At 69.1% G+C, this 20,759-nt stretch carries 19 protein-coding genes; 10 read left to right on the plus strand and 9 right to left on the minus strand.

What is annotated here, in order from left to right; genetic code table 11:
- Nucleotides 1-326: 326 nt before the first annotated feature.
- Complete coding sequence (gene glpX / locus MMF93_RS21365) at nucleotides 327-1,361, minus strand: class II fructose-bisphosphatase (RefSeq protein WP_242753961.1); 1,035 nt, start codon at nucleotides 1,359-1,361, stop codon at nucleotides 327-329.
- Between the two features lie 230 nt (nucleotides 1,362-1,591).
- Between glpX and MMF93_RS21370 the strand changes: the two genes are divergently transcribed.
- The gene (locus tag MMF93_RS21370; RefSeq protein WP_242757692.1) at nucleotides 1,592-2,101 is read left to right on the plus strand and encodes a DUF4245 domain-containing protein; all 510 of its coding nucleotides are present in this window, start codon (nucleotides 1,592-1,594) and stop codon (nucleotides 2,099-2,101) included.
- A gap of 223 nt (nucleotides 2,102-2,324) precedes the next feature.
- On the opposite strand, the gene MMF93_RS21375 is transcribed toward MMF93_RS21370, so the two are convergent.
- The gene (locus MMF93_RS21375; RefSeq protein WP_242753962.1) at nucleotides 2,325-2,918 is read right to left on the minus strand and encodes a malonic semialdehyde reductase; all 594 of its coding nucleotides are present in this window, start codon (nucleotides 2,916-2,918) and stop codon (nucleotides 2,325-2,327) included.
- Between the two features lie 164 nt (nucleotides 2,919-3,082).
- On the opposite strand from MMF93_RS21375, the gene MMF93_RS21380 reads away from it, so the two are divergent.
- Entirely contained in the window at nucleotides 3,083-3,445 is a 363-nt protein-coding gene (locus MMF93_RS21380) for an ArsR/SmtB family transcription factor (RefSeq protein WP_242753965.1), read from the plus strand.
- On the plus strand, nucleotides 3,442-3,948 hold the full coding sequence (locus tag MMF93_RS21385; RefSeq protein WP_242753967.1) for an SRPBCC family protein: 507 nt from the start codon (nucleotides 3,442-3,444) through the stop codon (nucleotides 3,946-3,948). The genes MMF93_RS21380 and MMF93_RS21385 overlap by 4 nt, the downstream gene beginning before the upstream one ends.
- Here MMF93_RS21385 and MMF93_RS21390 read toward each other — a convergent pair.
- The 3 genes from MMF93_RS21390 to MMF93_RS21400 form a co-directional block, all read right to left on the minus strand.
- The gene (locus tag MMF93_RS21390; RefSeq protein ID WP_242753970.1) at nucleotides 3,945-4,280 is read right to left on the minus strand and encodes an exodeoxyribonuclease VII small subunit; all 336 of its coding nucleotides are present in this window, start codon (nucleotides 4,278-4,280) and stop codon (nucleotides 3,945-3,947) included. The two genes, MMF93_RS21385 and MMF93_RS21390, sit on opposite strands and share 4 nt — an antisense overlap.
- Nucleotides 4,281-4,289: 9 nt before the next feature.
- Nucleotides 4,290-5,504, minus strand: a complete 1,215-nt coding sequence (gene xseA / locus MMF93_RS21395) for an exodeoxyribonuclease VII large subunit (protein WP_242753972.1) — start codon at nucleotides 5,502-5,504, stop codon at nucleotides 4,290-4,292.
- Between the two features lie 117 nt (nucleotides 5,505-5,621).
- Nucleotides 5,622-7,085: an APC family permease gene (locus MMF93_RS21400; protein ID WP_242753973.1), complete on the minus strand. Its 1,464-nt coding sequence runs from the start codon at nucleotides 7,083-7,085 to the stop codon at nucleotides 5,622-5,624.
- Between the two features lie 157 nt (nucleotides 7,086-7,242).
- On the opposite strand from MMF93_RS21400, the gene MMF93_RS21405 reads away from it, so the two are divergent.
- Nucleotides 7,243-8,280 carry a 4-hydroxy-3-methylbut-2-enyl diphosphate reductase gene (locus MMF93_RS21405; protein ID WP_242753975.1) on the plus strand — a complete coding sequence of 346 codons (1,038 nt, stop codon included), beginning with the start codon at nucleotides 7,243-7,245 and terminating at the stop codon, nucleotides 8,278-8,280.
- Between the two features lie 224 nt (nucleotides 8,281-8,504).
- Here the strand turns inward: MMF93_RS21405 and MMF93_RS21410 are convergent, their stop codons facing one another.
- Nucleotides 8,505-9,251 (minus strand): DUF6542 domain-containing protein, encoded by a 747-nt coding sequence (locus tag MMF93_RS21410; RefSeq protein ID WP_242753977.1) that lies wholly within the window; start codon nucleotides 9,249-9,251, stop codon nucleotides 8,505-8,507.
- 228 nt (nucleotides 9,252-9,479) lie between these two features.
- Here MMF93_RS21410 and ychF point away from each other — a divergent pair, with 228 nt between their 5' ends.
- From ychF to MMF93_RS21425, 3 genes are all read left to right on the plus strand, one after another.
- Entirely contained in the window at nucleotides 9,480-10,568 is a 1,089-nt protein-coding gene (ychF, locus tag MMF93_RS21415; protein ID WP_242753980.1) for a redox-regulated ATPase YchF, read from the plus strand.
- Nucleotides 10,569-11,603: 1,035 nt separating this feature from the next.
- A complete protein-coding gene (locus MMF93_RS21420) occupies nucleotides 11,604-12,044 on the plus strand; it encodes a hypothetical protein (RefSeq protein WP_242753983.1) in 441 nt (146 codons plus the stop codon).
- A 77-nt stretch (nucleotides 12,045-12,121) separates the two neighbouring features.
- Nucleotides 12,122-12,286, plus strand: coding sequence for a hypothetical protein (locus tag MMF93_RS21425; protein WP_242753985.1), 165 nt, complete (start codon nucleotides 12,122-12,124; stop codon nucleotides 12,284-12,286).
- 1,589 nt (nucleotides 12,287-13,875) lie between these two features.
- Here the strand turns inward: MMF93_RS21425 and MMF93_RS21430 are convergent.
- From MMF93_RS21430 to MMF93_RS21440, 3 genes are read right to left on the minus strand one after another with little or no spacing between them, the layout of a single operon-like run.
- Complete coding sequence (locus tag MMF93_RS21430; protein WP_242753988.1) at nucleotides 13,876-14,811, minus strand: hypothetical protein; 936 nt, start codon at nucleotides 14,809-14,811, stop codon at nucleotides 13,876-13,878.
- A gap of 57 nt (nucleotides 14,812-14,868) precedes the next feature.
- The gene (locus MMF93_RS21435; protein ID WP_242753990.1) at nucleotides 14,869-16,014 is read right to left on the minus strand and encodes an AAA family ATPase; all 1,146 of its coding nucleotides are present in this window, start codon (nucleotides 16,012-16,014) and stop codon (nucleotides 14,869-14,871) included.
- Nucleotides 16,014-17,324 carry a DUF262 domain-containing protein gene (locus tag MMF93_RS21440; RefSeq protein ID WP_242753994.1) on the minus strand — a complete coding sequence of 437 codons (1,311 nt, stop codon included), beginning with the start codon at nucleotides 17,322-17,324 and terminating at the stop codon, nucleotides 16,014-16,016. Before MMF93_RS21440 ends, MMF93_RS21435 begins: the two co-directional genes overlap by 1 nt.
- A 709-nt stretch (nucleotides 17,325-18,033) precedes the next feature.
- Here MMF93_RS21440 and MMF93_RS21445 point away from each other — a divergent pair.
- The 3 genes from MMF93_RS21445 (at nucleotide 18,034) to MMF93_RS21455 (ending at nucleotide 20,562) form a co-directional block, all read left to right on the plus strand.
- Nucleotides 18,034-18,471: a hypothetical protein gene (locus tag MMF93_RS21445; RefSeq protein ID WP_242753997.1), complete on the plus strand. Its 438-nt coding sequence runs from the start codon at nucleotides 18,034-18,036 to the stop codon at nucleotides 18,469-18,471.
- A 301-nt stretch (nucleotides 18,472-18,772) separates the two neighbouring features.
- Nucleotides 18,773-19,414, plus strand: a complete 642-nt coding sequence (locus MMF93_RS21450) for a TetR/AcrR family transcriptional regulator (RefSeq protein WP_242754000.1) — start codon at nucleotides 18,773-18,775, stop codon at nucleotides 19,412-19,414.
- Entirely contained in the window at nucleotides 19,411-20,562 is a 1,152-nt protein-coding gene (locus MMF93_RS21455; protein WP_242754003.1) for an acyltransferase family protein, read from the plus strand. The genes MMF93_RS21450 and MMF93_RS21455 overlap by 4 nt, the downstream gene beginning before the upstream one ends.
- Nucleotides 20,563-20,759 lie beyond the last annotated feature (197 nt).

Below are 20,759 nucleotides of genomic sequence, written 5' to 3' on the forward strand. Positions count from 1 at the left end.
CGCCGCGACGGTGGCCGACCACGGCGGTGGCCGGCCGCGGCGGTGCGGGTCCGGCGGCCAGGGACGGCCTGCCGCTCCGGGTGTTGTTCCGGCACGCGAGGCTGATTGCGGCGGCCCCGCGCCGGCACCCGGGCGAGGCGTGACGGGGCCCCACGCTCGGAGCCCGTCAGCCCGTCAGCCCGTCAGCCCGTCAGCCCGTCAGCCCGTCAGCCCGTCAGGGCATCAGAGCGCCAGTGCTCAGCGTCCAGCGCTGAGCACTCGGCAGGCGCGGGGCACCCGTGCAGTGGACTCGGCGAGGCGCGGCGCGGCGAGAGGCCGCGCAGCGCTCAGCGGGCGCGGTCGAAGTCGATGGCGCTGTAGGCGCGCAGCTTCGAGAGCCGGTGCACGGATTCGATCTGGCGGATGGTGCCCGACTTGGACCGCATCACCAGGGACTGGGTGTAGGCGCGCTCTGCCCGGTAGTGGACGCCGCGCAGCAGATCGCCGTCGGTGATGCCGGTGGCGACGAAGAAGACGTTCTCCCCCTGCACCAGGTCCTCGGTCAGCAGCACCTTGTCGAGGTCGTGTCCGGCGTCGAGGGCGCGCTGCCTCTCGTCGTCGTCCTTGGGCCACAGCTTGCCCTGTATCGTCCCGCCGAGACACTTGATCGCGCAGGCGGCGATGATGCCCTCGGGGGTGCCGCCCACGCCGAGCAGCAGATCGACGCCGGTCTCCTCGCGCACGGTCATCACGGCGCCGGCGACGTCGCCGTCGGCGATGAACTTGATCCGCGCGCCGGCCTCGCGGATCTCCTGGACCAGGTTCTCGTGCCGGGGGCGGTCGAGCACGACGACGGTGACGTCCTCGACGCCGCAGCCCTTGGCCTTGGCGATCCGCCGGATGTTCACGGCGGGCGGCGCGGTGATGTCCACGAACTCGGCGGCCTCGGGTCCGGTCACCAGCTTGTCCATGTAGAAGACCGCGCTGGGGTCGAACATCGCGCCGCGCTCGGCCACCGCCAGCACCGAGACGGCGTTGCCCATGCCCTTGGCGGTGAGGGTCGTGCCGTCGACGGGGTCGACGGCCACATCGCACTCGGCGCCCGTTCCGTCGCCGACGCGCTCCCCGTTGTAGAGCATCGGCGCCTCGTCCTTCTCGCCTTCACCGATCACCACGACGCCGTTCATGGAGACCGTCGAGACGAGGGTGCGCATGGCCTTGACGGCGGCGCCGTCGGCGCCGTTCTTGTCGCCCTTGCCCACCCAGCGGCCCGAGGCCATGGCCCCCGCCTCGGTGACCCGTACGAGCTCCAGCGCGAGGTTGCGGTCCGGTGCCTCCGGACTGACTTCGAGCTGCGAGGGCAGGTGGTGGTGTTCGGTCATCGGAACACACCTTTCTGTACGGCGACTCTGTACGGCCACTGCGGCGACGTGAGCTGTGCCGATTCGGCGAGGGTGAACAGGATTTTACCGGTCGTCATCTAAGTGAGCAGGAGCGCCCACGGATGAGCGTGGGGGCCCGGTCCCGCCCCTGTCGCGGGCCGCCGACCGGCATAAGGGACGATGGGGGCGTGGCAGCAGACAAGAAGCGCGGAACGCAGACGGCCCGCGACATGGTGATCTCGCTGGCGGTGATCATCCTCGCCGCGTGGGTGATCTACTTGTTCATTCCCCACGACGAGTCCAAGAACCCGGCCAAGACGGTCAGCTACCGGGTGGAGCTGGCGTCCGCACGGCGTGCGGCGCCCTATCCCGTCGCCGCGCCGCAGGGGCTGCCGAAGGACTGGCGCGCGACCTCCGTACGCTACTCCGCCGACGCCCCGACGGGGGCCGCCTGGCATCTGGGCTTCATGACGCCGAACGAGGAGTACGCCGCCGTCGAGCAGAGCGGCGGCAAGAAGCTCGGGCGGTTCGTCGACGAGGTGACCCAGGGCGCGCGGAAGACCGCGAAGAAACAGCGCGTCGCGGGTGAGGAGTGGACGCGCTACTCCGGCACCAAGTACGACGCGCTGGTGCGCACGGCCCAGGACGGCAAGTCGGTGACCGTCGTCACCGGTACAGCGGACTTCCAGCAGTTGGGCCGGCTCGCCGGGGCGCTGGAGGCCAAGTCCCTGGAGGGCTGACCCCACTCGTCCCCCCCCGCAGCCCCCTCTCTGTCCGACCGGTTCCCCGTCCGCTCTCTGTCCGACCGGTTCCCCGGCCGACCGCTTCCCGCCGGGCGTGCGAAAGCCCCCGCGCGAGGGGGTACGCGCGGGGGCGGTCCGTCGACGCGGCTGCCCAGCGGGCCGACACGGCTGTACAGCGGGTCGGCGACTCAGCGGCTCGCCGACCCAGTGGCTCAGCGCTTCACAGGACGGTGACCACGTCGTCGTAGGCGAGGCGGGGCGAGCGCGGGCGGAAGGCGTCGGGGCCCGGCTTGCCGATGTTGACGACCATGAGCACGCGCTGGCGCCCGTCGCCGAAGAACTCCTTGTTGACGCCCTCGGGGTCGAAGCCGGTCATCGGACCCGCGGCCAGACCCGCGGCGCGCACGCCGACGATGAAGTAGCCGGCCTGGAGGGTCGCGTTGAGGGCGCCGGCGGTCTCGCGCGAGGTCTCCTCGGCGAAGACCGCGTCCTTGATGTGCGGGGCGTGCGGGAACAGCTCCGGCAGCCGCTCGTGGAAGTCGAGGTCGTAGGAGAGGACCGCCGTCAGCGGCGCCTTGCGGGTCTTGGGCACGTTGCCCTCGGCCATGTGGGCCAGCAGGCGCTCGCGGCCCTCGGACGAGCGCAGCAGCGTCACCCGCAGGGGCGACTGGTTGAACGCGGTGGGGCCGTACTTGACCAGGTCGTAGATCGCCTGGGTCTGCTCCTCGGTGATCGGCTCGTCCGTGAAGGTGTTGGCCGTGCGGGCCTCACGGAAGAGGAGATCCTGGGCTGCGGGGTCGAGCGCGAGAGCCATGGGGGCGGTGCCTTGCCTTTTCGTGCGGGGTAGGGGTGCACGGTTAAGTGTAACGAGCACTTGTTCAAGCTTGAATAAATGCTGGCCACGGCCCCCGCGGTCACTCCGGCCCCGGATGTAGACACCTTCTTGACGTATTCCGATATGGGAATACGATGGTTGATATGGCACGGGCTGCGACAACGACCGACACGTTCAACGCGGTGGCGGAGCCGCAGCGCCGACGGATACTCGACGTCCTGAGCGAGGGCGAACGGTCCGTCACCGCCCTGGTCGAGGAGTTGGGGTTGTCGCAGCCACAGGTCTCCAAGCACCTGCGCGTCCTGCGGGACGTCGGTGCCGTGCACGTCCGGGAGGACAGCAGGCGGCGGCTCTACCGGCTCAACGCCCAAGCACTGAAGCCGATCCACGACTGGGTCGCACGGTACGAGCGGTTCTGGTCGGAGCGGTTCGACCGGCTGGACACCGTCGTCGAGGACCTCAGACATCAAGAACCCGCCGACGAGCGAACGGAGAACACGCCATGAGCAGCGACCGCACCGCGAACCTGACCCTGCCGGCGGACGACCAGATCCTCATCACCCGGGACTTCGACGCGCCCCGGCGACTGGTCTACCGAGCGTGGACCACACCCGAACTGGTCAAGCGCTGGTGGTGTGGTGAGCGCGGCACGATGGACACGGTCGAGATGGACTTCCGGGTCGGCGGCGCATGGCGGTACGTCATGACAGCCGACGGGGGCTCCGAGGTCGCATTCCATGGCGAGTACCGCGAGATCGTCCCGGAGGAGCGCATCGCCTGGTCCGAGGTCTTCGAGGGAGCACCCGGGATGACCGCCGAGGAGGCGGAAAGGAACGCCGCGGTGAACACCGCCGTCTTCACCGAAAAGGACGGCCGTACGTCGCTGTGGATGCTCACCCAGGTACCGGACCGTGCCGTCCGTGACGCGATCATCCAATCCGGCATGGAAGTCGGCATGCAGGAGCAGATGGCGGCATTGGAGGAGTTGGCGGCGTCGCTGACCGATTAGCCCGCGTCGTCCCCCTCGGCCTCGTCCGCCCCTTCCTCGCCTTCCCCTTCTTCCTCCTCCAGCACCGCGTCCAGCCGGGCCCGCGCGCCGTCCAGCCAGGCGCGGCAGATGCCCGCGAGCTCCTCGCCGCGCTCCCACAGCGCCAGTGACTCCTCCAGCGTCGAGCCGCCCGACTCCAGGCGCTGCACGACCTCGACCAGCTCTGCCCGCGCCTGCTCGTAGCTGAGCGCGTCCGCCGTGGCCAGCTCGGCCTGGGAGGCCGACGCGTCGTCCCGGGACGCTCCGTCCTCGGCCGCCTCGGCAGCCGCGGCACCTTCCGCTTCCGTCGTCATGCAGCCAGCCTATGCGCGCCCTGTGACAGCGACGCCGAAGTCCCCCTCGGCGACCCGGGCCCGCAGCGGTTCGCCCTCGGCCACCTCGGCGGCGTCCCGCACGACCGCTCCGTCCGCGCGCTGGAGCACCGCGTACCCGCGATTGAGCGTCGCCGCGGGGGAGAGGGCCACGACACGGGCGCGGGTGTGCGCCAGCTCGTCCTCCGCACGGGCCAGCCGGTGATCAAGACAGCGGCGGGAGCGGTCGAGCAGCGCCGCCACCTCGTCCTCGCGGGACTCCACCAGCGCGTGCGGATCGGCCATCACCGGGCGGCTCATCACGTCCGCCAGGCCACGCTCCTCCCGCTCCAGCCTCCCGCTCATCACCCGCAGGCCGCGCTCACGAAGCGCCCGCACCCGCTCGTGCTCCTCGCCGACGTCCGGCACGGTGTCCTTCGCCGCGTGCGTGGGCGTCCGCGAGCGCAGGTCGGCCACCAGGTCGAGAAGCGGCGCGTCCGCCTCGTGCCCGATCGCCGAGACCACCGGCGTGCGCGCCGTCGCCACCGCGCGGACCAGGCGCTCGTCGGAGAACGGCAGCAGATCCTCCATACCGCCGCCGCCCCGCGTCACGATGATCACGTCCACGTCCTGCCGGGCGTCCAGCTCGCGCAGCGCCTCGATGATCTGCGGGACCGCGTAGGCGCCCTGCACCGCCGTGTTGCGCACCTCGAAGCGGACGGCGGGCCAGCGCTCCCGCGCCGTGTGCAGCACGTCCCGCTCGGCGTCGGAGGCCCGGCCGGTGATCAGCCCTATCCGCTGCGGCAGGAACGGCAGCCCCTTCTTGCGCTCGGCCGCGAACAGCCCCTCGGCCGCCAGCGCCTTGCGCAGCCGCTCCAGACGGGCCAGCAGCTCACCGACGCCGACCGGACGGATCTCGGCCGCGCGCAGCGACAGCCGCCCCGCCTTCTCGTACCACTCCGGCTTCGCGTGGACGACGACGCGGGTGCCCTCGCTGATGACGTCCTTGACCTGCTCGTAGACCTGACGGAAACAGGTGACGCTCAGTGAGACCTCGCGGGAGGGATCGCGCAGCGTCAGGAAGACCATGCCGGCCCCCGGTCTGGGCGAGAGCTGGATGATCTGGCCCTCCACCCACACGGCCCCCAGCCGGTCGATCCAGCCGCGGATCAGCCGGGAGACCTCGCTGACGGGGATCGGGGACTCGGCGGACGTGGTGAGAGCCATACGAGAAGGCTAGGCCCTGCCACCGACAGCCCCGCCCTGCCCGTACCGGACCGACCCGCCCGTACCGGACCGACCCGCCGGTGCCCGTGTCCGTCCCGCGCCTTCCCCCGCGCCCTGTCAGCCCCCGCCCCCACTCCGGTTCTCCCGGCCGGTCCCGTTCGTCCGGCCCTCCCGGCGGTCACGGGCGCGGAGGACGCACAGCGCGAGCAGCGCCAGGACGAACCAGCCCAGGCCCACCCAGTGGGCCTCCCGGTTGGCGGTGACGATCACGGCGACGACGATGGCGAGCCCCACCAGCGGAACCACCCAGTCCCACACGCCGCGCGCCCGCGGGTCCTCGGCGGTGGGTCCTGACCCGCTCCCGGCGCGGCGTCCGAGCCCGTAGTAGCCCACCACCGACAGGTGCAGCATGCCGAAGGCGAACAGGGCGCCGATGTCGACGATGGAGACCAGCCGGTCCAGGCCGTCGGGGGCGCGCGCCGCCCACACGGCGGCGCACATCGTCAGCACCGCGCTCACCAGCAGCGCTCGCCCCGGCACCCCGGTGCGCGGGCTGACGCTTCCCAGGACGTGCGGCAGCCTGCGGTCCCTGGCCATGGCGTACAGCAGCCGGGAGGCGGCCGCCTGCCCGGCCAGCGCCGCGAAGGCAGCGCCCAGCGCCTTGCTCGCCGCCACCGTCGTCTCCAGCCAGCCGCCGACCGCCGCCTCGGTCGCGTCGTAGAAGGCCGAACCCTGTTTCGCCGGGTCCTCGGCCAGCTGCCGGGAGGAGTCCTCGGACAGCAGCGCGGCCAGGTACGTCTGGGCGACGAAGAGCACCCCCGTGAGCAGCAGGCACCACACCAGCGCCCTGGCCACCGTCGGCGCGGTGCGGCCCTTGCCGCCGGCCGCCTCCTCGGCGAAGTTGGCGATGGCGTCGAAGCCCAGGAAGGAGAGCACCGCCACCGAGACCGCGCTCAGCAGGGCCGTCAGCGAGAACGCCCGGTCCCCGGTGAGCGGGGAGAGCCAGCCGCGCTGCGGGCCGTCCTGGACCAGCACGACGAGCGCGGCGGCCACGAACACCAGCAGCACCAGGATCTCCATGGCGAGCACCAGGAACCCCACGAGGGCCGCGCGGCGTACGCCCGAGAGGTTGAGCGCGGTGGTGATCACGACCGCGATCGCCGTCCAGATCCACTGGTCCACCTCGGGGACCAGCTGCGCCATGGCGATGCCCGAGAAGAGGTAGGCGACGGCCGGGATGAGGAGGTAGTCGAGCATCATCATCCAGCCGGTGACGAAGCCCGCGCCGTCCCCCAGGCCGACGCGCGCGTACGCGTACACCGAGCCGGCCTGCGGCGCCGTGTGGATCATCCGTGCGTACGAGTAGGCGGTGAACGACATGGCCACCGTGGCGACCACGTACACCAAAGGGACGACTCCGTGGCTGCGGGCGTCCAGCGCCCCGTAGATGCCCACCGGCGCCATCGGCGCGATGAACAGCAGCCCGTAGACGATCAGGTCGCGGAGGGTCAGACTGCGCCGCAGGGCACCGTCCGGACGGCCCCCCAGAATTCCCGCGGTGCGTGTGCGAGCTGAAGGCATGGGGCCAGCTTGCCGCAGAACGCCGGCCGCGGCAGCGGAGCGCGCCACCTGCGGCCGCGGACGCGCTCCTCGCACGCCCCCCGAGTGAATCCCCGCACGCCCCGATGTCCTTTTCTCCCCGCCCTTACGATTTTCTCCCCGCCCTTACGATGGAGCCATGACTGGAACGTCCGACCGCAGGGCCGCCGACACACCGGAAGCCACGACAGCCGAACCCGCCGCCGGGGGTCGCCGCCGCGTCCTGCTCGCCGCACCCCGCGGCTACTGCGCCGGCGTCGACCGCGCGGTGATCGCCGTGGAGAAGGCGCTGGAGCAGTACGGCGCTCCGATCTACGTGCGGCACGAGATCGTGCACAACAAGTACGTCGTCCAGACGCTGGAGAAGAAGGGCGCGATCTTCGTCGAGGAGACGGAGGAGGTGCCCGAGGGCGAGATCGTCATCTTCTCCGCACACGGCGTGGCACCGACCGTCCACGACGAGGCCCAGCGCGGCAAGCTGGCCACCATCGACGCCACCTGCCCGCTGGTGACCAAGGTGCACAAGGAAGCCGTGCGCTACGCCAAAGAGGACTACGACATCCTCCTGATCGGCCACGAGGGCCACGAAGAGGTCATCGGCACCAGCGGTGAGGCACCCGACCACATCACGCTGGTCGACGGTCCGGACGACGTGAAGAACGTCGAGGTCCGCGACCCGGAGAAGGTCGTGTGGCTCTCCCAGACCACCCTGTCGGTGGACGAGACGATGGAGACGGTCGACGCCCTCCAGGGCCGCTACCCCAACCTGCTCTCGCCGCCCAGCGACGACATCTGCTACGCCACGCAGAACCGCCAGACCGCCATCAAGCAGGTCGCGGCCGAGGCCGACCTGGTGCTGGTCGTCGGCTCGAAGAACTCCTCCAACTCCGTCCGCCTGGTCGAGACGGCGCTGACGCACGGCGCCAAGGACGGCCACCTCGTCGACAACGCCGAGGAGCTGGACGAGACCTGGCTGGAGGACGTGGAGACCATCGGCCTGTCCTCCGGAGCCTCCGTGCCCGAGGTGCTGGTCGACGGCGTGCTGGAGTGGCTGGCGCAGCGCGGCTGGGACGAGGTGGAGATCGTCAAACCGGTCGACGAACACATGCAGTTCTCGCTCCCCAAGGAGCTGCGGCGCGACCTGCGGTCCGAGGCGTCCGAGAAGCTGCGGGCCTGAGCGCACCGGGGCGGCTCCTGGCGTGCCGCCGGGGCTGTCACCGTGCTGGGGCCGCTGCCGCCGTGCCGGGCAGCGGCCCTCGCGCCGGGCGGCTGCCGTCGCGCCGGGGTCGGTCGCACTGCTGTGCGGGTGGCGTGTGCTGCCGGGTGCGCGCCCTGCGTGCCGGGGCGCTGCCGTCGATCGCACTGCTGTGCGAGGGCCGCGCCGCAGGCCGCGTAGCCCGCTCAGGCGCCCTGGGGCGCCTTGGCGCGCCGCCTCCTGCGGCGCGCCAGGGCGAGCTTCGTCTTCCGTACGAGGACGATCAGCCCGGCGAGCAGCGTGCCCGCGTACAGCCAGACGGCGTGCAGCGCCAGCCCCGTGAAGACGTCCTGGAGCAGCCCGGCGACGCCCTTCCCCGAGCCACCCACCAGGAAGAGCCCGACCGTGTAGGCGAGCGGCATCGCGACCGGTGCCGCGAACAGCTCGGCGGGCCGCACCCACAGCGCCGCGGCGACGCAGACGAGCACGAACGCGCCGCCGTACGCCACGGGTACCCCGCTCGGCAGCAGCCCGGCGAGCGCGCCGAAGGCCGCCATCAGCAGCATGGCGAACACCCCGACGCCCAGCCCCGTCAGCCGGGGTGCGGGCAGCCTGCTCCGCGTGGCGCCCCGCGCCCCGGCGGGCGCACCCTCCCCGGAGGGCGCCGGACGGTGGGCGGACGGGCGGTGCCCCTGCGTCCCACCGCGCCCCGAGGGCGGTGGGGGCGGGGGAGAGGACGACGGCGCGGCGGCCGGGCGGGGCAGGCGCGGCCTGCGCCGGATGCGGACACTTCCGGCCGCGACCTCGCCACCGCCCATGCCGGCGGCGTCGTCGGCCGGCGCGTGGCCCTGACGCGGCTCGTCGCCGTACCGGCGGGGCGGCTCGTACGGCTCGGGGTCCCCGTACAGCTCGTACGGGTCGTGCTGGGTCGGGTGCGCGCTGCGTTGCTCCACCGGGCCACGGTAGGTCGTACGTGCCCGGCCCGGCGGTCATGGACACGCGATATGCGCCACCGCCACCGGACCGGCACGCCCGCGATCCGCCGGGAGGAGGAACACCGGTCGGGGGAGGGCGTCGCGGGGCCTTCCGTAGACTGGGTGGTCGGCCTTCGAGGGCCGCCTGTCCGCCAGCAGACCCCACTATGGAGAACCCCGCGAGGGGCCACGGGAAGTAGTCGCCACGTGTCGCTCACGATCGGAATCGTCGGCCTGCCGAATGTCGGCAAGTCGACCCTGTTCAACGCCCTGACCAAGAACGAGGTGCTGGCGGCCAACTACCCGTTCGCCACCATCGAGCCGAACGTCGGCGTCGTGGGCGTCCCCGACCCCCGCCTCGGCAAGCTCGCCGAGCTCTTCCAGTCGCAGAAGGTCCTGCCCGCCACCGTCGACTTCGTCGACATCGCGGGCATCGTGCGCGGCGCCAGCGAGGGCGAGGGCCTGGGCAACAAGTTCCTGGCGAACATCCGTGAGTCCGACGCCATCTGCCAGGTCATCCGCGCCTTCAAGGACGAGAACGTCGTCCACGTCGACGGCAAGATCTCGCCCAAGAACGACATCGAGACCATCAACACCGAGCTGATCCTCGCCGACCTCCAGACCATCGAGAAGGTCCTGCCCCGCCTGGAGAAGGAAGCGCGGGTCAAGAAGGACAAGCAGCCGCAGGTCAAGGCCGTCCAGGAGGCGAAGGACATCCTGGAGGAGGGCCGCACCCTCTTCTCCGCGGGCATCGCCCAGGGCACCGACCGCGCCGAGCCTCTGCACGAGCTGCACCTGCTGACGACCAAGCCGTTCATCTACGTCTTCAACGTCGACGAGGACGAGCTGACGGACGAGTCCTTCAAGGACGAGCAGCGCGCCCTCGTGGCCCCCGCCGAGGCCGTCTTCCTCAACGCCAAGCTGGAGGCCGACCTCGCCGAGCTCGACGAGGAAGAGGCCCTCGAACTCCTCCAGACCGTCGGCCAGGAAGAGCCCGGCCTGGCCACCCTCGCCCACGTCGGCTTCCGCACCCTCGGCCTCCAGACCTACCTGACGGCCGGCCCGAAGGAAGCCCGCGCCTGGACCATCAAGAAGGGCGCCACAGCCCCCGAGGCCGCCGGCGTCATCCACACCGACTTCCAGCGCGGCTTCATCAAGGCCGAGGTCATCTCCTACGACGACCTCCTCACCACCGGCTCCCCCGCCGACGCCCGCGCCGCCGGCAAGGCCCGCATGGAGGGCAAGGACTACGTGATGCAGGACGGGGATGTGGTGGAGTTCCGCTTCAACGTGTAGGGGCTGACCTACCGCCACGTCGCTGATCTGGCGAACGTGCAGGTCAGAGAGCGCCCGACTCTTCGGGGTCGGGCCCTTTGTTCCCACCCGTGCTGGGATGGCTGGCCTCTCGTCACCTGTCGTCATCCCTGGTCATCCGTACCGTGCTGGGATGGGATTCAGGCGCCCGTGCCGGGTCGTGCACTGTCCGGTGCCTGGCAGCAGGGATGGACATTGGCATCGCCCGACGCTTTCCATGTGGAGGACGAGACAAGTCCGGTCATCGCAGGGCTCTGGAAATATCTGCTGTCCAGTCCGCTGAGGGCGGTGACAGGGATCGAGCGAGCCGACTGGCAACAGGATGCGGCAGTGGAGGTGGCCTGCGCGAGCGGCAACGGCTTCTGCGTCCGCGTGCTCCTGTCGGAACCACCCGACGAACGCCGGGCCGGAGCCGTCCAGAGGATGATCGACCGCATACGGGTCGACACCGTACCGCTCGATCGAGGAAGCGGTGGTGCCGCTTGTCACCTGCGGAGACTACGGATCCCAGCACGCGCGGTGCCGACCCGTCGAGGGCCCGGAGGGGCGGCCGACCGTGGGGGCTCCTGCGGTACTCGACGGAACGCACGTCTCTCCTCGCCAAGGCCGCATGTGACCGTGGCAGTGGCTGGAAAGGCCTCGTTGCCGGTGTAGGGCTGCTTGATGACACTTTCCGGCATGGTGTACAGGTGCCGGGCGGCGACCGAAGACGGAACCCTCTGTAAGAACCGCGTCAAGGGACCGGGCGTCCGCTGTCACCATCACCGCGGGCGCCCTGAAGGACGCGCGGGCCAGCGGACCGCGCCGCGGGCCTCGACGCCGCGACGAGCCACGGCCCCGCGACGTAAGGTTCCGGCCCAGAGACGCGCACCGGTCGTCCGTCCAACGTCCTCTCCCCGTCGTTTGCCCTCGCGCCCGGCGGCAGCCTGGACGCCTCCCGCACCGCCCCCCGAGCAACGGCAGGCGGAAGCCGCCGCAACCTATTGCCTGAGCGTCCTCGGGGACGGCAATCCTGCGGTGATCGCCAGACGAGCCGGCGCGTACGTCTCCGACGAAACCTGGAAGGCGCTGGTCAAGAAGCATCGAAGGAGCGGCTGCGATGACCTTGCCTCGCTGGCCAGAGCGATTCTTCAAGGCAAGGAGCAACTGCACGCAGCGGTTGGACGTGCGGCAGGAGGTCTGCTCGGCCTGTTTCTGCGCCCGCCGATCGCGCGGGTCTTTGCCCAGGAGCTCGCAGCGAGGATCCCATTGCCAGGGGACGCTGAACTGACCGCTGCTGCCCGGGGGTTGCAGATTGCCGGAATCTACGTCTGTCTGACCGGCGAACGTGACCTCGCAGGTTGTGCCTGCCTGAGGGACGTCCTCAGGGTTGAGGGAATGGAGCAGCTCAAGAAGCTCGCCGAGGGGGCGACGGCGGATTGGCTGGAGTTGCCGGGCAGGGTTCCCACTCTCGGTTGAGGGGGCTCAACTCTGACGGGCGTCTTCTGGACGGTGGGCGTGGTTTGAGTTACTGCGGGTTCCAACAGGCATGGAAAATGGGTGAGCTCAGTTATCGTGAGGACCTCCAAAAATGGCAGGGGTCGGGTGCTTCGCACGGCCCAGGCGCTGAAACTTCGGGGCTTTCCCTGGATCCGAACCTGCTGACGCTGGCCGCTTCGGCCGGAACGACGGTCGTGACGTTGCTGGTGACCGAAGGCTGACAGCAGACGAAAGACGGGGTTGTGAGCCTCTGGCGGCGGTTCCACCCGGAGGCCGCCGAAGATGTAGAGCAGGCCCTCGCGACGCTCGCTGCTTGCAGCAGCGGAAAGCGGTGAGGCGGACGCTGCCTTGAACCTGGAGGCCCACTGGCGTCAGCGAGTGGCGGGACTGCTCGCTGGGCACCCGCAGGCGGCGGCCGAGCTCGACGGGTTGCTGATCAGGCTGAACGAGACATCGACCGGCCGGACGATCAACGGCGGCGTACGGATGCAGGCCCGGGTGTCCGGGAACGGTCGCTCCTACCAAGCCGCCGGCGACCAGCAAATCACTGAGCGATGAGTCAACCCATGCCGGGTAGCTTCAACGGAGAGTTCCATAGACGAGCTGTGAGATCTGGGGTGGAGCGTCGGACAAAGCCCACTTGTACCAGCCCGGCGGAAACCAGCAGATCACGCATGTCCATGTGCGCGAGGCATCCTTGATCGCTGGGAAGCGGGAGGACGGGGCTGAGCCCGGTCAGGAAGTTCTTCGGATGGACAACCAGTTGAGCACGCTGGTGCAAGTCCACTCACAGCAGCCGAGTGGCAAGCCCGCTGCAGTGAACTGGCGGTAGAGGCCCGGCGCGCGCGAGCCGAGGGGCGCGCAGAGGCGCTCGCCGAGGTGCAGGAGCAACTGCGGGAGTCCGAACTCCGCGTCATCCAGGCTCAGAGGATGATGAGAAGGCGCAGGATGAGCGCAAGAAGACAGAGGCTCTGCTGATGCAGGCCCAGCAGGAGGCGGCCCGGCGACGACGCGCGGAGGAGCGTCGGCAGGCGGCGGTGCAAGGGGAGGCACTGCCGACACTGACGGGGGAAAGTCGCGCAGAGCAACTGCGCGCTGAAAGTGCTGAGTTCACCGAGATCATGGACGAAGCTGAGGCTCAGCTTGCTTCGCTGCGTGACGAACTGCGTTTCCTGGGCGAAGAAGTAGAGGGGAAGCAGCCGAAGCCAGGATCCGGCGTTGTGGTCGGTGAGGCGGTTCAGCTTCGTCGCCCAGAAGGCGAACGTGTTGTGTCCTCCTCTCGCGGGTCTGGCGCGCGCCGGACCTCAGCTCCCAGAGGAAGTCTCTGCCGAAGACCGCATCCCGGACGAGTACCGAGAAACAACATCGGATCCCGGTTCAGTCCAGGCGCTCGAACCCAGGCCCGGCGCGGCGCGGCCGCATCGTCCTGCATTTGGCGATATGTGCGATCCCAGCGTTCGTTCCGATGCTCGCCGTCACAGCGACCCGGGCTGTATACGCTGCCAAGCCGGAAGCCTGGCAGGCCGTGGCATTCACCACATCGTCTGTAGTCGTTGGAGCCGTGACCTATGCGGTCCTAGAATTCCTGGTTTTCGGGGCATCAGCGGCTAACCTGGACCGGTGCTCGGAGGACTCCGCAACGGCGTTCGGAGCTGAAGAGATCACGCTGGGGGCAATCTGTCTCTTGACCGTCGCCTTCTTTGCTCCGCTCCACTGGCCGGGCCCGGCTGGAGAGTGGGGCCAGTGGATCGCGGCACTCGCGGGGTTCGGCGGATAGGGCACGAGCACGGAGCAGCTCGCAGAGCGTGGCTCAGCGTGCGCTCCGTGGTACTCCGTCTGTCAGGCGCTTGCGGCCAACGTAACCGATACGGATCTTGCCCTCATCCGTGATCAGGCGGAGGTGGATGCGACCCGGCCTGGGGTTGAAACGGCAGTGGAGGCTGAAAAGTTGCTTGCCGCCGTCCGTGTCCGTGAAGGTGCAGAGGCCCTGCTTGATGCGAGTCTCACTCTCAGGGACGACCTTGGCGACCCAGGACGGTTCCGATTCACCGGGGCGCCAGCTTTCCGCAGCGGTGTTGAGGCGCAGCAGTTCCTGGCGGACGGAGGGCAGGGATGCGACGGCCAGGTCGCGGAGGTTCTGCTCCACGCCGGGGACGAACTGGAGGTGCGGGAAGAGGGTCTCGCGCTGGGCCCACAGCTCCGCCCCCGTGCTCACCGTCGAGGCGGCGGTGTCGCGGATCCACTCCTCGTGTTTCGTGACGTGTGTGTCCGACGCCATGTGCCTGATGTCCGCGGTGTCCTGGAGGTAGTCGTCCTCGTCGAGGATCTCGTACGCGACCTTGAGCCAGGGCGCGTCCCAGCAGGTGGCCGTGGGCACGCTGACCGCCGGGGAGTTCATGAGGTGGGCGGCGGCCAGACCGAGGACTGGCGTGCCGTCGTGACGGTACTCGGAGTCCTGGTTGTCCGGCGGCTTCGGCAGGACGCCGGCGAGCGGGGCCTTGCGCTGCAGCGTCCTGCGCATGAACTGCCAGGCATCACGGTTGCGGGGTTCGTTGCGCCACTGCTGGAGGTAGTAACCTGGAGCGATCTCTACGTCGTCCAGGCGTACTTCGCTCACCAGCGTGGTGCCCTGATAGATCTTCCATGTGCTGCGGCAGACGTTGATGAAGTCGTGCATAGCCCTGCGGGCCTCGTCCTGTGTGATCTGTGATGTGCAGGACTTCTCGTTAAAGAACAGCAGCAGCACGGATGTCCCCTCCCCTGGAACGTGACAAAGAGCGCCGGTGCCAACTCGGGTGGTCAGTCAGTCCAGGAGTTGGTCGAGCGTGTGGTCGGTCTCGTCAAAGAACCCCTCGGGCCACTCCGAGAGCATGCCGTCCTCGCCGACCGACGGGGTGACGATCTCTACTTCCGCCCCATTTCCCCGGAAGTAGTGGATGGCCGTGTCGGTAGCTGTCAGCCGGTTCTGCTTGACGGCGAGACGCGTGCCGTCGAGGACGTGGTCGCTGTGCGTCTCGACGATCAGCTGGGCGCCGGCCGACGCGGCCGCCGCGATGAGTGCGGCCATCCGGGACTGGCCGCGTGGGTGGAGATGCGCCTCCGGGTTCTCCAGGAGGATGAGGCTTCCGGGGGCGGCCGACAGGCAGGCGACGACGATCGGCAGCGCGTACGTGAGACCGAAGCCGACGTTGGTGGGCCGCCGCCGTCGCGAGGAGTCCAGGCCGGTCGTGCCGCCGAAGCCGTAGCTCAGGCGGACGGAGTCGACACCGGGGATCTCGGTCGCCTCCAGGTTGATGCCGGGGCAGAGCTCGCGCATCCAGGCACCGACGTGGTCGAGGAGCGTGTGGCCGATGGCGTGCGGGTGGCGCAGGGGGCCGTCCGGCACGACGTCCTGAGCGTGATGACGGAGGAAATTGACGGTGTGTTCGCCGCGTGCTCCGAGGAAGCCGCGGCCGATCGCCTGGTGGTGCGACCTGGGGTAGATCGTGGCGGGAACGATGCGGTCGGCTTTGAGGTACTGGAACCGCCGGGAGAAGAGCGAGGAATCCTCCAACCCGTCGGAATGCACAGGGCCGTGGCGCAGCGGAAGAACATCCAGTTCCGGGGAGTACCGGGCGGACCAGATGCAGTCTGCCTCGCCGTTCAAGAGGAATCCGACGGTGATCAGCGGGTCGGGCTCGTCGTCGTCACGCACGAAGTCCTCGTGGAGGACGTCCTGGCCGACGCCGAGCTCCACCAGCTCGCCGTTGAGGAGCAAACCGCCGTGTACGTCGCCGTCTCCGGTGGACTGCAGGATGCCGGAGTCGTAGGACTGGCGCAGCAGCGCGAGGGACTGGAGGACTGTGCTCTTGCCGGAGGAATTGAGGCCAGTGAGCAGCGTGACCGGGGTGAGCCGGATGCCAGCCGAGCGGAACGCCTTGAAGTTGGTCAGGGACAATTGGGTGATCACTACGTGCTGCTCCCAGTGCCGAACACGATGGAGTGGAAGAGATCGCGGACCCGGCCGAAGCGGAGTATCACCTTGGCCCGGTCGCCCGTGCCGACGGACACGGCCCGCTCGAAGTTTTGCTCGGTCATGAGCTCCTGGAAGCCTTCGACCACCTTCTCGCGGGACGCTACCAGCGTGTTCCGCTCGTCCGGGGTGAGCTCGGCGAGGTTCACGGCAATCGTCTCGAAGATGGCCTTGTTGACCGGCGAGCGGCGGACCTGGCCCGGGTAGAGCTTGCGGAAGGCATGGCCGTCGAAGATTCGCTCGGCCGTGACCATGGCGGCTTTGAAGTCGGCTGTGTGGGTGTCACGCTCGTCAGCGGTGAGGCGGTTGATCTGCCGCATGGTGAGCGCGAGGAATTGGTCGAAGTCCTGGGCCTTGAAGGACTCGGGCGGGGAGAGCCGGAAGGCGAGGGTGCGCAACACCATCTCGCGGTCGGCCATGCGCTCGCTGGAGACGCCGTGGCCAGTAGCCGAGGTGAACTCGTCCGAATCGGCGAGGGAGGAGAGGAGCTTTCGTGCTGGGCCCGGGATGAGCGCGTGCCGGATCTCCTGACGGGTGAGGGGGAGACCGCCGGTGTTGATACGGGCGAAGATGTTGTCCTTGACGGTCTCGGGGGTGCCGGGCCGGATGACGTGGACGACGACTTGGGTCTCATTGAGCCGGATCTGAAGGCGGCCGGTGAGGTCCTGATAGCCCTTGCCAGAGAATTCCTGGTGAAGGTACTCCAGACCGCGCAAGAGGAGCGGGCCCTTGTCGATCCCGGTCAGTTCGGTGAGCGCGGCCGGTGCGATGAAGCGCGCGATGGCCGTGAGGCGCTGGATTCCGTCGACGATGGCCCAGGAGCTGTCCTGGGCCCAGGAACTGTCGTCGAGCTCCGCCGCGTAGAAGGACGGGATGGGGATGCGCAGGAGCAGTGACTCGATCAGGCGACTCTGCTGTTCGTCCGACCAGATGCCGACACGGCGCTGGAAGTCCGGCGCGAGGTCGATCATTCCATTGCTCAGCCGGGACATGAGCAGGTTGATGGTGGGGTTGAGCGTCTGGATCTCGATCTTGGACGGGTCATACGGTGCCGTGATGCGGTCGCCCTCGCCCTCGGTGTCTGGGAGCTCCAGCTCCACACCGGTGCTGCTGCCGTCGGCACCCACCTCGACCCGAAAGCCTCCGCTCGGCTCCAACGAGTTCTCGTCCTGATAGCGGCTGTACAGCGAACCGTGCTCTCGGGCCGTGGCAGAACGGGCGCTGCCGGTGCTGTCCTCCAGCGACATGCGTCCTCGCATCCCTGTTCGTCGACGGAATGCTACTGATTCTGCCTGATGGGGGCTTCTCGGCGCTGGCGGGGCGGAGTACTCCTGTCCTGTCTGGGGGAGCCGGTTGTCGAGGGGGGCGGTCACGGTGCGTGAGGTTACGCTGCGTAGTGCGGCTCGGCGGTCAGGGATGCCTCGGTGTGTGCCGGCAAGTCCTGCAGTGCGGCCATGCGGCCCGCATCCTCCGGGCGCGACGCCCCTACCGTCCGAGGAGGCGAGCAGGAGCGGACCGGCTCGTCCGCATGGTCTGGGGTGGAACGCCCGTGCTGCGATGCCCCTTGCAAAACCCGCGTTTCCGCAGGTGGGAGCTCTGTGCTACAGATTCCGGTTCAACGTCTGATACGTCCTCATGCATCCAACGGAAGGCCGTCTGGCCTGCGGAGTGGGTTGGCGGCCATGGGCGGTCCGCGCTGAGTCCGCAGCGTGCTGACGTAGGTCAGTGTGGGGGAGTGGCTACGCTGCCGCTTCGGCCTGTGGTTCGTCCGGGTCGGTTCGGTCCGCGTACTGCTTGTCGACGGCGGCCCGCGTCCGCTCTTCGGAGTCGGGCCGCAGATGGGCGTGGGCGTTCAGCGCGGATACCGCTGCGGGCGCCCACCACCGTTACCTGAACGACGGCTCGGAGGTCTCGCTGGACGGTTGGTCGGCAGCGTGAGCAGCACGCTGCTCCATCATGCCCATGGACCCGCACTATTCGCCCGCGCCCGCTGCGAGCGTGGCCGCGCAGGCCCGGCTTCGGCAACTGGTTCCCGAGGCGCTGGGCGGTTACGACGTGTGGGACATCCCCGGTACGGCCTTCATCGATCCCGGGGAGAACTGGTGTGGTGTTCGGTGCCCCGTATGCGGCTTGGATATCGAAGACTGGTGGGGCGACGCCATGGACGTGGCAGCCCTTCCCGACGGCTATTTCGATGCACTTGCCGTGACGATGCCCTGTTGCTCTGCCCGGACGGACCTGAACGCCCTCGGCTACGTCTGGGCTGCGGGTTTCGCCAGGTACAGCCTCGTCACCACAGATCCTGAATGCGAGATGCCACTACCACCGGCCAGCATCCGGGCGCTGGAGGACCTCTTGGGAACGCGCCTGCGACAGGTCATCGCCCGGTACTGACGTCAGGCGCCGGCTTCGCTGTGCAGGGCCTCCGAGGGGATCCCGGCGATCAATGTCGGAGCCACCTGGCCAGGTGAGGGCAGCGGAAGTGTGGGCCGCGGCGGATCGAAGCGCCGCACCTGCCGGCCGGGCAGAAGCGCAGAAGCAGGCTGTCAGGGCTCGTCGACGCTGGTCGGCGGGCCCTGTTCCCGTTGTTGCGGGCCTACGTCACCCCGTCGCGGCCTCGAAAAGTGAGCGCGTCTCATCAATCCGTTCGATACTTGCGGGTACTGAATACCCATAGGTATGCAACTATGAGTGCATGGCAGATACAGAACGTCACAGTCATCCGCCGGGGCCCGTGCCCCGCCTCCCTCGTGACGAGGTGCGTCGCCGGCTGCTCGCCGCTGCGGAGCGGGTGTTCGCCGAGCGCGGGTACGCGGACAGCAAGCTGGAGGACATCGCCCGTGCCGCCGGCTTCACCAAGGGCGCCGTCTACTCCAACTTCGGCAGCAAACAGGAACTGTTCGGGGCGATCCTCAGGGAACGCTCCGAGGCGGAGCTGGCCGACGTGATGGCCGGTCTCGACGCGGGTGCGGACGTCGCCGCGCTCATCGAGCAGGCGGCCCGTACCGTCGCGCAGCGGATCATCGACGACACCGAGCGGGGCCGGCTCGGTCTCGAGATCGCCGCCCGTGCCATCCGTGACGAGGAGACGGGTGCGGTGGTCGCCCCCATGCGCCGCGCTCAGCGCGCGTCGGCCGGGCGGGCGGTCCGGGAAGTCGCCGAACGCGCCGGGATCGCCCCTCCGGTGGACCCCGAGCTCGCCGGAACGATCCTGCACTGTCTGACCAACGGCCTGGCGATGGAACACCTCGTCGATCGCGAGGGCGTCGACGCCGACACCGCGGAGCGGGCGCTGCGTGCCGTGCTCGGCTGGCTGACCGAGGGGGTACGGAAGTGAAGCGCAAGGAATACATCGACTGGCTGCGGAACCTGGCCATCCTCTTCCTGTTTCCGTTCCATACGGCCAGGATCTTCAACGACAACCCGGAGTTCTACGTCAAAGGGCCGGTGAACACCCTCTCCTCGGCCCTGGTCAACGTCTCCTCCTTCTGGTTCATGCCGTTGCTCTTCCTCCTGGCGGGAATGTCGAGCTATTACGCACTGCGGAAGCGTTCCGCGGGGAGCTATGTGAAGGAGCGGTATCTGCGGCTGTTGATACCGTTCCTCTTCGGCTGCCTCGTCATCGTGCCGCCGCAGGCGTACTACGCGATGAAGTTCCACCACGACTACGGCGGAAGCTACGTCGATTTTCTGGACACGTACTTCACGGACTTCTCCCACTGGACGGTTCTCACAGGGATCTCCCCGGCCCATCTGTGGTTCATCCTGTTCCTGTTCCTCATCTCGCTCGGCGTGCTCCCGCTCATGCTCACGGTGGTCCGGAACCGGTACACGCCCTCCTGGCTGGACAGACCCGCTCTCGCCCTCGCGCCGGCGGCAGGGCTCGCGCTGCTGTCGTTCCTCCCGGAGATCGGCGGGGAGAACATCTTCGTGTACGCCGGCTACGTGCTGCTCGGATTCCTCCTCGCCACCAGCGACTCGATCACCGAGGCGCTGGAGCGGCAGCGTCGCCTCTACCTCTGCCTCGCCGTTCCAGGGGCGATCGGGATTCTCGTCGAGCGCTTCACGATCGGCAGTCAGGACAGTCTGCTGTTCACCGCCTGGCACTATCCCGTGTACTGGGCGACCCTGCTCGCCATCCTCGGATACGGGAAACGGTATCTCGATAACAGGTCGGCCTTCATGGGCTATTTCAGCCCGGCAGCCTTTCCCGTCTACATCCTGCACCAGACCTATGTGATCGTGATCGCGTACTACGTTCTCCAGGCGGACGCGCACGGTACCGTCGCCTTCGCCGCCATCATGGTTCCGGCCTTCTGCCTCAGCCTCGCCACCTACGAGATCGTCCGCAGGACACCCGGACTGCGGATCATGTTCGGCCTCCGGGCACCTCGCCGGTCGTCGCCCCCGCTCTCGGCAGAACCCACGCAGCGGCACGGCACGCCTCCCGCCCGACCTGGAGCGACGACCCGGCCCCGTCCGTAACCGCCCGTAACATCCCGGCGGGAACAGCCCCGCGCGCGTCGGGCACACGGACCGACGTGAGTGCTGTCGACGCGGAGTTGCGGCACCCTTCCTGCGTCGATTGGGGCTCCTGCCAGCCGACCGGCTCCCGATTGCTGACGCCGCTCGTCGGCCCCGGCTGCAAGGATGTGGTGCACGAGTCGAGGGGAGAGGACCCG

The sequence above is a fragment of the Streptomyces tubbatahanensis genome (assembly GCF_022699385.1).
Classification (GTDB): domain Bacteria; phylum Actinomycetota; class Actinomycetes; order Streptomycetales; family Streptomycetaceae; genus Streptomyces; species Streptomyces diacarni.

What these genes read in the sequence shown, in the direction of transcription:
- MMF93_RS21450 (WP_242754000.1), top strand. Translation starts at nt 18,773, where the DNA reads ATGGCAGATACAGAACGTCACAGTCATCCGCCGGGGCCCGTGCCCCGC.
- MMF93_RS21405 (WP_242753975.1), top strand. Translation starts at nt 7,243, where the DNA reads ATGACTGGAACGTCCGACCGCAGGGCCGCCGACACACCGGAAGCCACG.
- MMF93_RS21425 (WP_242753985.1), top strand. Translation starts at nt 12,122, where the DNA reads ATGGGTGAGCTCAGTTATCGTGAGGACCTCCAAAAATGGCAGGGGTCG.
- MMF93_RS21385 (WP_242753967.1), top strand. Translation starts at nt 3,442, where the DNA reads ATGAGCAGCGACCGCACCGCGAACCTGACCCTGCCGGCGGACGACCAG.
- MMF93_RS21375 (WP_242753962.1), bottom strand. Translation starts at nt 2,918, where the DNA reads ATGGCTCTCGCGCTCGACCCCGCAGCCCAGGATCTCCTCTTCCGTGAG.
- MMF93_RS21440 (WP_242753994.1), bottom strand. Translation starts at nt 17,324, where the DNA reads ATGTCGCTGGAGGACAGCACCGGCAGCGCCCGTTCTGCCACGGCCCGA.
- MMF93_RS21380 (WP_242753965.1), top strand. Translation starts at nt 3,083, where the DNA reads ATGGCACGGGCTGCGACAACGACCGACACGTTCAACGCGGTGGCGGAG.
- MMF93_RS21445 (WP_242753997.1), top strand. Translation starts at nt 18,034, where the DNA reads ATGCCCATGGACCCGCACTATTCGCCCGCGCCCGCTGCGAGCGTGGCC.
- MMF93_RS21390 (WP_242753970.1), bottom strand. Translation starts at nt 4,280, where the DNA reads ATGACGACGGAAGCGGAAGGTGCCGCGGCTGCCGAGGCGGCCGAGGAC.
- MMF93_RS21370 (WP_242757692.1), top strand. Translation starts at nt 1,592, where the DNA reads ATGGTGATCTCGCTGGCGGTGATCATCCTCGCCGCGTGGGTGATCTAC.
- glpX (WP_242753961.1), bottom strand. Translation starts at nt 1,361, where the DNA reads ATGACCGAACACCACCACCTGCCCTCGCAGCTCGAAGTCAGTCCGGAG.
- MMF93_RS21400 (WP_242753973.1), bottom strand. Translation starts at nt 7,085, where the DNA reads ATGCCTTCAGCTCGCACACGCACCGCGGGAATTCTGGGGGGCCGTCCG.
- xseA (WP_242753972.1), bottom strand. Translation starts at nt 5,504, where the DNA reads ATGGCTCTCACCACGTCCGCCGAGTCCCCGATCCCCGTCAGCGAGGTC.